9 protein-coding genes are annotated in these 7095 nt (G+C 58.0%); 1 reads left to right on the plus strand and 8 read right to left on the minus strand.

What is annotated here, in order from left to right:
- Nucleotides 1-64: 64 nt before the first annotated feature.
- From C6W92_RS17155 to C6W92_RS17190, 8 genes are all read right to left on the minus strand, one after another.
- On the minus strand, nucleotides 65-529 hold the full coding sequence (locus tag C6W92_RS17155) for a hypothetical protein (RefSeq protein WP_129435319.1): 465 nt from the start codon (nucleotides 527-529) through the stop codon (nucleotides 65-67).
- Between the two features lie 185 nt (nucleotides 530-714).
- Entirely contained in the window at nucleotides 715-1026 is a 312-nt protein-coding gene (locus C6W92_RS17160) for a hypothetical protein (RefSeq protein ID WP_129435321.1), read from the minus strand.
- Nucleotides 1027-1475: 449 nt separating this feature from the next.
- Nucleotides 1476-2912 carry a DUF5906 domain-containing protein gene (locus tag C6W92_RS17165; protein ID WP_129435324.1) on the minus strand — a complete coding sequence of 479 codons (1437 nt, stop codon included), beginning with the start codon at nucleotides 2910-2912 and terminating at the stop codon, nucleotides 1476-1478.
- Nucleotides 2905-3816: a hypothetical protein gene (locus tag C6W92_RS17170; RefSeq protein WP_129435326.1), complete on the minus strand. Its 912-nt coding sequence runs from the start codon at nucleotides 3814-3816 to the stop codon at nucleotides 2905-2907. Before C6W92_RS17170 ends, C6W92_RS17165 begins: the two co-directional genes overlap by 8 nt.
- Nucleotides 3817-4022: 206 nt before the next feature.
- Complete coding sequence (locus C6W92_RS17175; protein ID WP_129435328.1) at nucleotides 4023-4667, minus strand: hypothetical protein; 645 nt, start codon at nucleotides 4665-4667, stop codon at nucleotides 4023-4025.
- Nucleotides 4660-4863, minus strand: coding sequence for an AlpA family phage regulatory protein (locus C6W92_RS18210; RefSeq protein WP_129435330.1), 204 nt, complete (start codon nucleotides 4861-4863; stop codon nucleotides 4660-4662). The genes C6W92_RS17175 and C6W92_RS18210 overlap by 8 nt, the downstream gene beginning before the upstream one ends.
- A 129-nt stretch (nucleotides 4864-4992) precedes the next feature.
- A complete protein-coding gene (locus tag C6W92_RS17185) occupies nucleotides 4993-5514 on the minus strand; it encodes a hypothetical protein (protein ID WP_129435332.1) in 522 nt (173 codons plus the stop codon).
- Nucleotides 5495-6739, minus strand: a complete 1245-nt coding sequence (locus tag C6W92_RS17190) for a site-specific integrase (protein ID WP_129435334.1) — start codon at nucleotides 6737-6739, stop codon at nucleotides 5495-5497. Before C6W92_RS17190 ends, C6W92_RS17185 begins: the two co-directional genes overlap by 20 nt.
- A 261-nt stretch (nucleotides 6740-7000) precedes the next feature.
- Between C6W92_RS17190 and C6W92_RS17195 the strand changes: the two genes are divergently transcribed.
- A partial coding sequence (locus C6W92_RS17195) for a transposase (RefSeq protein ID WP_206735560.1) occupies nucleotides 7001-7095 on the plus strand: 95 nt, incomplete at its 3' end.

A 7095-nucleotide genomic window follows, 5' to 3' on the forward strand; every position in this document is an offset into this window, starting at 1 on the left:
CTTGAATGCCGGGCTGTGATTCCGGCGCGGTCGTCTTGTCATGGTCATCTCCTCGCTTGCAGCATCATGCTGCTGTTGCGCGGAAAATCCACTTATCCCAGCTGTTCAGATTTGCGCAGCCACATCTGAAATCGTTACCGGTGTTGTAAGGTGGGTCGATGTAGATCAGCTTCACCCGGCCAAAATAGGACCGGTAGAGTACCTTGAGCACCTCAAGGTTCTCGCCCTCGATAAAGACGTGCTGCGCGTCATCGAAGTTGATGCTGTTGTCCGGGTCGGGAGCCAGCGTGGCGGAAGACGGCGCTTGCAGCATCGCCATCGCATCCCGCTTGCCCGCCCAATTGAGCGTAAACCGTTCCGGCCCGTCTGCCACGTTGTCGCCGAGCAGGGCCTGCAGCGCCTCAACATCTAGCTTACCGTCAGAAAACGCCTCTGGAACTGATGACTTCAGCCTCGCCAGTAGTTCGTCACGCTGGTCAGGGGTTTCATGGTCTACCTGCTCGATCTCTGGGCGGTTGGTCATCGACATTATTCCGTTCTCATTGGGCGCAGCAACATCACATATCGCACCGTTGTTTCAAACCCAAAGCCGGATTTAGGGATTCCCGTAAGAGTCATGCCTAGAGATTTACAACACGCCCAGCCAGTTGACAAAGCCGCAACCCGAGAGCCCCTAGGACCCATGGGTTTATAGTGTTGGCCCAGAGTATCTCGTCAATCGCACGGAGTGGGTAGATAGGGCCTGCGGACGAACTCCTTCATTACGGAGTCGGGGACATTGTCTGGGTCTTCGACCCACACCGGCACACCGGGGTCTGAAAGGCCGAGTGATGCAACGGCCCCGGAGATGCGGGCCGCAGCGTGCATCATCGCGTGGTAGTTTTGCTCATTCCTGTCTGTGCCCTCTAGGAAAGTCCAGTAGTAAGCTTCGGTACTGACGATCAGATCGTCAATCGCCTCGTCCAGCGCGTCTGTGTAAACACAGTGGAAATCGTCGTTATGGAGTTGCGTCAGGCGTTTGCGCATGGTCGTGTCCTTTCTTTGCTCGGCCAAGACAGATGAATGATACCAAGCACTTGTGCTCCCTGTCCTTGGCGTGGGTGACGCGTCCCATTTAAATGGGACGGATTGGGCGTTTTTGTCCCATTTGGGGCTCAGTGTTTTTCCTTCCTTTACAGCCACTTGCGCCGATCCGTCCCATTTGTCCGGTCTTTTTGCCCCTGAACTTTTTCTGTATATGGGTATGGGGGGGCCCCCCTTCTATGGTTTCTATAAAATCTAACCGGACAAATGGGACAAATGGGACGGGGGGTGTTTCAGCCTTAAATGTAAGGGGCAACACTGTCCCATTTCTCTGTAGCCAAATGGGACAGATGCGCCAAAAATGGGACAGATCGCCCCTCCTTGCGTGCAAACTGCCGCAGAAGCCCGGCAGGCCCTGCCGCCACTCCACGACAACTGGGGTAGGTCGGACACTAAACATCCCAGTCAATGTCCACGTTGATCTTCTCGGCGAACTGACGGCGGGCCTCGTCCAACTCTGGAAGAGCCAGAAACCACTCACGCTTGGGCGGCTTTCCCCGTTTCCGTTCCACGTTCAGCCATTTCCGGATGCCCTTACCCACAGCCTTTGGAGATGTTTTCTCGTACCGGTACCCCTTTTCCTGACAAAAGAACCTGAAGAGCTGGGCAAGCTCTTCGGCTGTGCGGTCTGTTTTCCAGTCGGACTCCGACCCCTGCAGAAGCTCGTAGAGCCACTCATCGAGCCCATGCAGGGACTCCAGTTTCTGCTGCCCAAGCGCCTTAGTCTGGGGAACCCTGCGAATATTGAAGCTACTCAGGTCAATCCTCTGCAGCAGCGCCAGAAACGCCCGGTTGCCACCGCTTTGCCACCAGCATCTGAGCTCCGCGAAATAGTCATGGTTTTGCTTCACACGGTCCGATACCTGCGTCACGAAGAAGCGCCTCTCATCTATCCCGGCTGGAATCGCGTGGTCTGCGTTAGTGGCCATCATGATCTTGAGCCGGTTCTTGACGGTGAAGGCCGAGACGTGCTTGTCCTCCAGCAGAAGGGTGTCCTCGGTGATGAGGCTTTTAAGCTTGTTGTTCCCCTTGTGGTCCCCTGCAAAAAACGCCTCGTCGACAAACAGAGCCGCCCCGCTCTTGAGGTGACCGTTAAATCGACCCGTCAGGTGATCCGCACTTTGGATAGGCAGCCCGTGTTGTCCAAACAGGTCCATGAGCCATCCGCCAACGGTGCCTTTGCCGGTACCACGTCCGCCTATCATTACGACAGCGACCTCGGCCTGTCGGCCCGGGTTCTGCACGCAAGAGGCCAACCAACAAAGAAGGTACCTGTAAGCGACCTGGTCACCACCGCAAATCACATACTTTAGGTGCCATAGCGCTAGGCGTATGTCGCGCGCGGTCGCAGTCTGATCTGGTTCGCAGCCAAACCCACTCCAAAGATTGTAGACGCCATCGGGCGCGTTCTCGCCGGGAAGCAGTTCCAGCCCGCCGGTATACGTCCTGCGCCCGGGAGAACTGAACCACACGCGCGATGTGGCTTGCACGCCCTTCGCAGTCGTCACGCGCTTAGTCGCGTGCAGCTCGTGGAACGCCTTGACGGACATTCTCTGTAGTTCGACCCTGCCCCCCGGTTCTTTGATTTCGCGGTAAATGAAGGCCTTGCCGCCCTCAATCGACACGAAATGGTCAGCGAACTGCGCGAGGGCCAAATCCTCGCCGTTCAACCCAAGCTTTTTTTGCTGCAGGTCAACGACTTCAGCGAGCGTGGTGCATGGGTGTTCTGCCCCCTCCGGACTGCCCTCCGAGACCGTATTGTCCTCGGGGAAAATGTCCATGTCGTCCACGCCGTTGAATATCTTGGCGAGCTTCTCCATGTCAGACATGCAGCAGTCCTCCGTAGTTCGCGTGGAAGAATTTGTTGTGGTGGGCGATCAAATACCCGACCGCTTCCTGCTGCCGCGCCAGCCAAGAACCCGCCTCAATCGCCTGCCTTGTGACCGCATCAGCCTCGGCCCTTGCAGCGGCGAACAGCGCCCCTGCTCCTGCCTCTGGTGGCAGGACCGGGTCGAGATGTTCCCACACCACCTCGGGGGCGTAATCGTCGGTGTTGCCCGCCGTCACACTGTCCGGGGCTGAGTTGGTCCACTTAAGCCATGAGCCGAACGACTCATCACCATAAGCCCCCTTCAGGTACAGGGCAGTATCGACCCATGTTGTGTAAGGAATCGGGTCGATCCACTTAAGTGCTGCGCTGACCCGCTGCACATCGAAAACGACAGGCTCACAAGCCGCGGCAAATGGGTTCACCATACTTTTGCCGAGCCGATTACCGTGTCGGTGCTTGGGAGCCGGACATGCCGCTATCAACTCCGCACCGCACAACACGCGTCCCGTCGTCGCGATCCTGAACGCCCGATCTCGCCAAGCCGGGCTCGTTGCCCAAACGCCTTGCTGCTGGCTTAGCCTAAGTCCGGTTTGATCTGCCTGCCCGCCAAAATAGAGAGCCTGCAGGCCACTCGCTGCTCGCCTATATTCGTCGCTGGCAAGGGGCACGTCCACGGGGACAACTATCCGGCTGCGCACACCGCGCTTGCGCGGATCGCCGTGCGAATGGCTCGAATAGGCCAGAAACGCGATCCCCCCATCCCCAAGCCGCCGCAAGTAACGTTTGAAGTCTTCCCCCGGGACACCGTCGAGATCGACAACAACAATCCGGGCCTTGGTTACGTGTCGCGCTGACCGCTGCTTGCCCTCTTGTGGCAACCCTTTCCTCTTGGCGCGTTCCAACGTCTTGCCAATGAGAGGGGCGACTTGGAGGGGGGCTGGTATAAAATACTGGACTGACCCTTTCTTATCCTGAGTTACAGTCGGGCCGCTGGGCGGTGCCAAACTCTGGCACAAGTCGCCGAACCCTCCCTCAGCCTCTTCGACCGGCCAAGTAGACCAGTTGTTAGCGAAGAGCGTCCACTTCCCCTGCCATTTGGAAGAATCCATCACCACCCCTCCAGTGTGAGCGCGCCAACAAACAGGCTCTCCTGCAACTGAGCCCAGACAGCACGGAACTCGTCTATCTCCACGCAGCGCATGGCACGAAACAGCGCCAGCGCGCCCTCAATGCTTGCCACTTGCACCCCCAACCCATCCGGGTACTCGGGACTGACCACCGTGGCGATGCGAGCAATGAGATTGAAGCTCCGCCTCCTTGGTGCAGGCTGGGCCTTGGGGCTTCCACGCGAGTTGTCCAGTTTGATTGCCAACTCAGCGACATCTCTTGCGTGATGGATACCGCAGTCTGCTTCCTTGAGCCGGGCCGTGATGACCTCAAGCGCGGTATCGAGTGTCTGTGCCGTGAGCTTCTGCTGAGCGAGGACCTGCAGATCAGGTCGCCCCCCGATTTCCTCGATCCGTGCCTTCACCTCAGGATCGCTAAGCAACATGCTGACTTCCCAGCCCGGCCAGCGCGCCTCAAATGACGAGGCCGGGATGATGCCACGTGAAACTTCCACCAGACCGAACGCCTGCCGAAACTTTCGGTTCTTCTCCGAGATGGTGTCTACTTCGGGCTTCAACTGGTCGAAGTTTCCCTCGATCCCGGCCAGTAGTTCGGTCGTGATGCTGACCGTTCCACCCTCACCCATCGGAGCCTCCAAGCCACTGCTCTCGCCACTGCTGAATTTCTTGGTCAGTCCAAACAGAGCGCTTCCCGAGCCGCTTGGGCTTCGGGAACCGACCTTCAGCAATCATACGGTAGAGCGTGGCCTTACTGACCGGGACAATCCGCGCACCATTGGGGTCCTGTCGCAGTAAGTCATTGAGGTCGAAGAACTTTGTCATAGAGCCTCCACGATCCTGTATGGGGTATCAATGAGGCTCATACTAAGAGGGGCGCGCCCGCCCATATAGGCCGGTTGGTTCGCCCAACGCCGATTCTTCTACCGCCTATGGTTGTATTGTGCTGCAGGCTCAGATACGTTCTATGTCCCGCGCTTTTTTGAGGGTATCTCTCAGGTGCGCGGAGAGTGGCTTGCCTACTCTGGCAGCTATGATTCGGGACACCACCAAGGCAAAAGACTGCTGCATTCGGTCCGCGGCTTGCCAAACGAGCGTTTCCTCACCGAAGGCCGCCGTGAGAGCCTCCTGCACATCATAGCACAACATCTGCACTTCCGGTTTGCGCTGCCCGCCGGATTTGCGACCGTTTAAGTCCAACGACTCGGCAGTGAATTTCTTGCCCGCTTCCGCCAGCTCATCCAGAAGGTACTCGTAGGTTGCAGTCCCCAGGACACGCTTGAGCTTTGAAATGCCCCGGAACGATTTTTTAGAAGAGATCGAAACGAACTCGCGCATACTGGCGTCGATCCGCTTTCGCAGCGCATGGCTGCTGGCAAGGTCCCAGTCACCTTGCGGGGGCGACTTATCAATCCCCGCCTTTGGTATCAGCAACTCCTCAAGAGATGGTGACACCTTAGCCATGCTGCCGCCCAATCTGCAGAACCTCCGCACCCCGCGAATCCGGTACAATCACCTGACCACAATATGCCGCCCAAGCGTCCATCAGCCTCCGGCGCTTCTCGAATAGCGTACCGCGCGCATAGGCCGCCTCTGCCTTGTCCTTCAGCTTGTGAGCAAGTGCGTGTTCGATCACTTCGCGCGGGAAGCTGGTAGTTTCGCCCGCCCAGTCCCTGAATGTGCTCCTGAACCCGTGCACCGTGGCAGGCACACCCATCCGCTTGAGGACTGCCCCGAGGCTCATGTCAGACAACACGCCTCCCCTTGGAGCCTTGAAGATGATCTCGTCATCGCGGCCAGCCGGAAGGTGTCGCAGTATTTCCAGCGCTCTCGAAGACAGAGGAACGATATGTTCCTTGCCCGCCTTCATGCGATTGGACGGTATGGTCCACTCGCCTTTGCTGAGGTCAATTTCACGCCACGTGGCACCGCGTACCTCGCCCGACCTTGCAGCGGTCAGAATGGCGAAGTGCAACGCAAGTGCAGCGGTCCCTGAACGCTCACGCAACGTCGCCATGAACGCGCCAACCTCCGCGTACGGAAGCGCGGCGTGATGCCGTACGGTTTTTGCCTTGCTTGGGGTAGACAAAACCTTATCGAGGTTGCCCTTCCAACGGGCCGGGTTCTCCCCATCGCGGTACCCGTGCACTCTGGCCCAGTCCAACACATTCTCGATCCGCCCCCGCACCCGGGACGCCGTCTCCGTCTTGGTCTTCCAGATAGGCCGTAGCACCTGCAGCACGTGTGCCAGTTCTATGTCCTTCACAGCCAACTTGCCCAAGACCGGGAACGCGTGAGTATTGAGGGTGTTTTCCCACTGCTGCCGATGCTTGGCGTTGCGCCACGTTATTTCCTTGTCGGCGAGGAACTGTCGGACAGCGTCGGCAAACGTCAAGCGCTTGCCCTGAGCCGCTCTCAGCGCGTCCTGCTGATCTTTACGCACCTGTATGGGGTCAACCCCTTGAGCGATCTGCTGGCGCGTCTCACGCGCCGCCTCGCGGGCCATAGCGAGCGTTACGCCCGGGTAACCACCAAGTCCAATATCGCGTACGACACCCCCGACCCTTGTGCGCAATATCCACGAGCGCGCATCGCCCCTGACTTGCAGCGCCAGCCCCGGCACCACACCGACGAAGTGCAGCCCGTTGCTCGTCAGTCGCGAGACTTCCAGCGGTGACAGTTCCTTGGCTTTACGTGGCACGCGTGATCCTCCGGCTTGTGGCTATACCCATTTACCAACCCATTTATAAAAATGCGATTGGCCAAGAGGATATGCTACGTAGTGAGACACAGTCAAATAACTTTTAACTCAATAACAAGATGTTAGATTATCATTACGTGCTCGTGTGCGTTCAGGTGTGCGCAGATAAGTTAGATGCAGGCGGACTGTCTCTCCGCCATATTCTTCACTTAAGTATCCACGCCCTGGAGCAAACACTGCGTCTTCTATCACCGCTACCACATCGTCTGGTCGACCAAATACCGTTACAAGGTGCTGACCGGGGCATTGCGACTGCGGGTGCGCGACATCTGCCGGCAGGTGTGCCGCGAGAACGA

Origin of the sequence: Roseovarius sp. A46 (assembly GCF_004126395.1) — a bacterium.
Classification (GTDB): domain Bacteria; phylum Pseudomonadota; class Alphaproteobacteria; order Rhodobacterales; family Rhodobacteraceae; genus Roseovarius; species Roseovarius nitratireducens.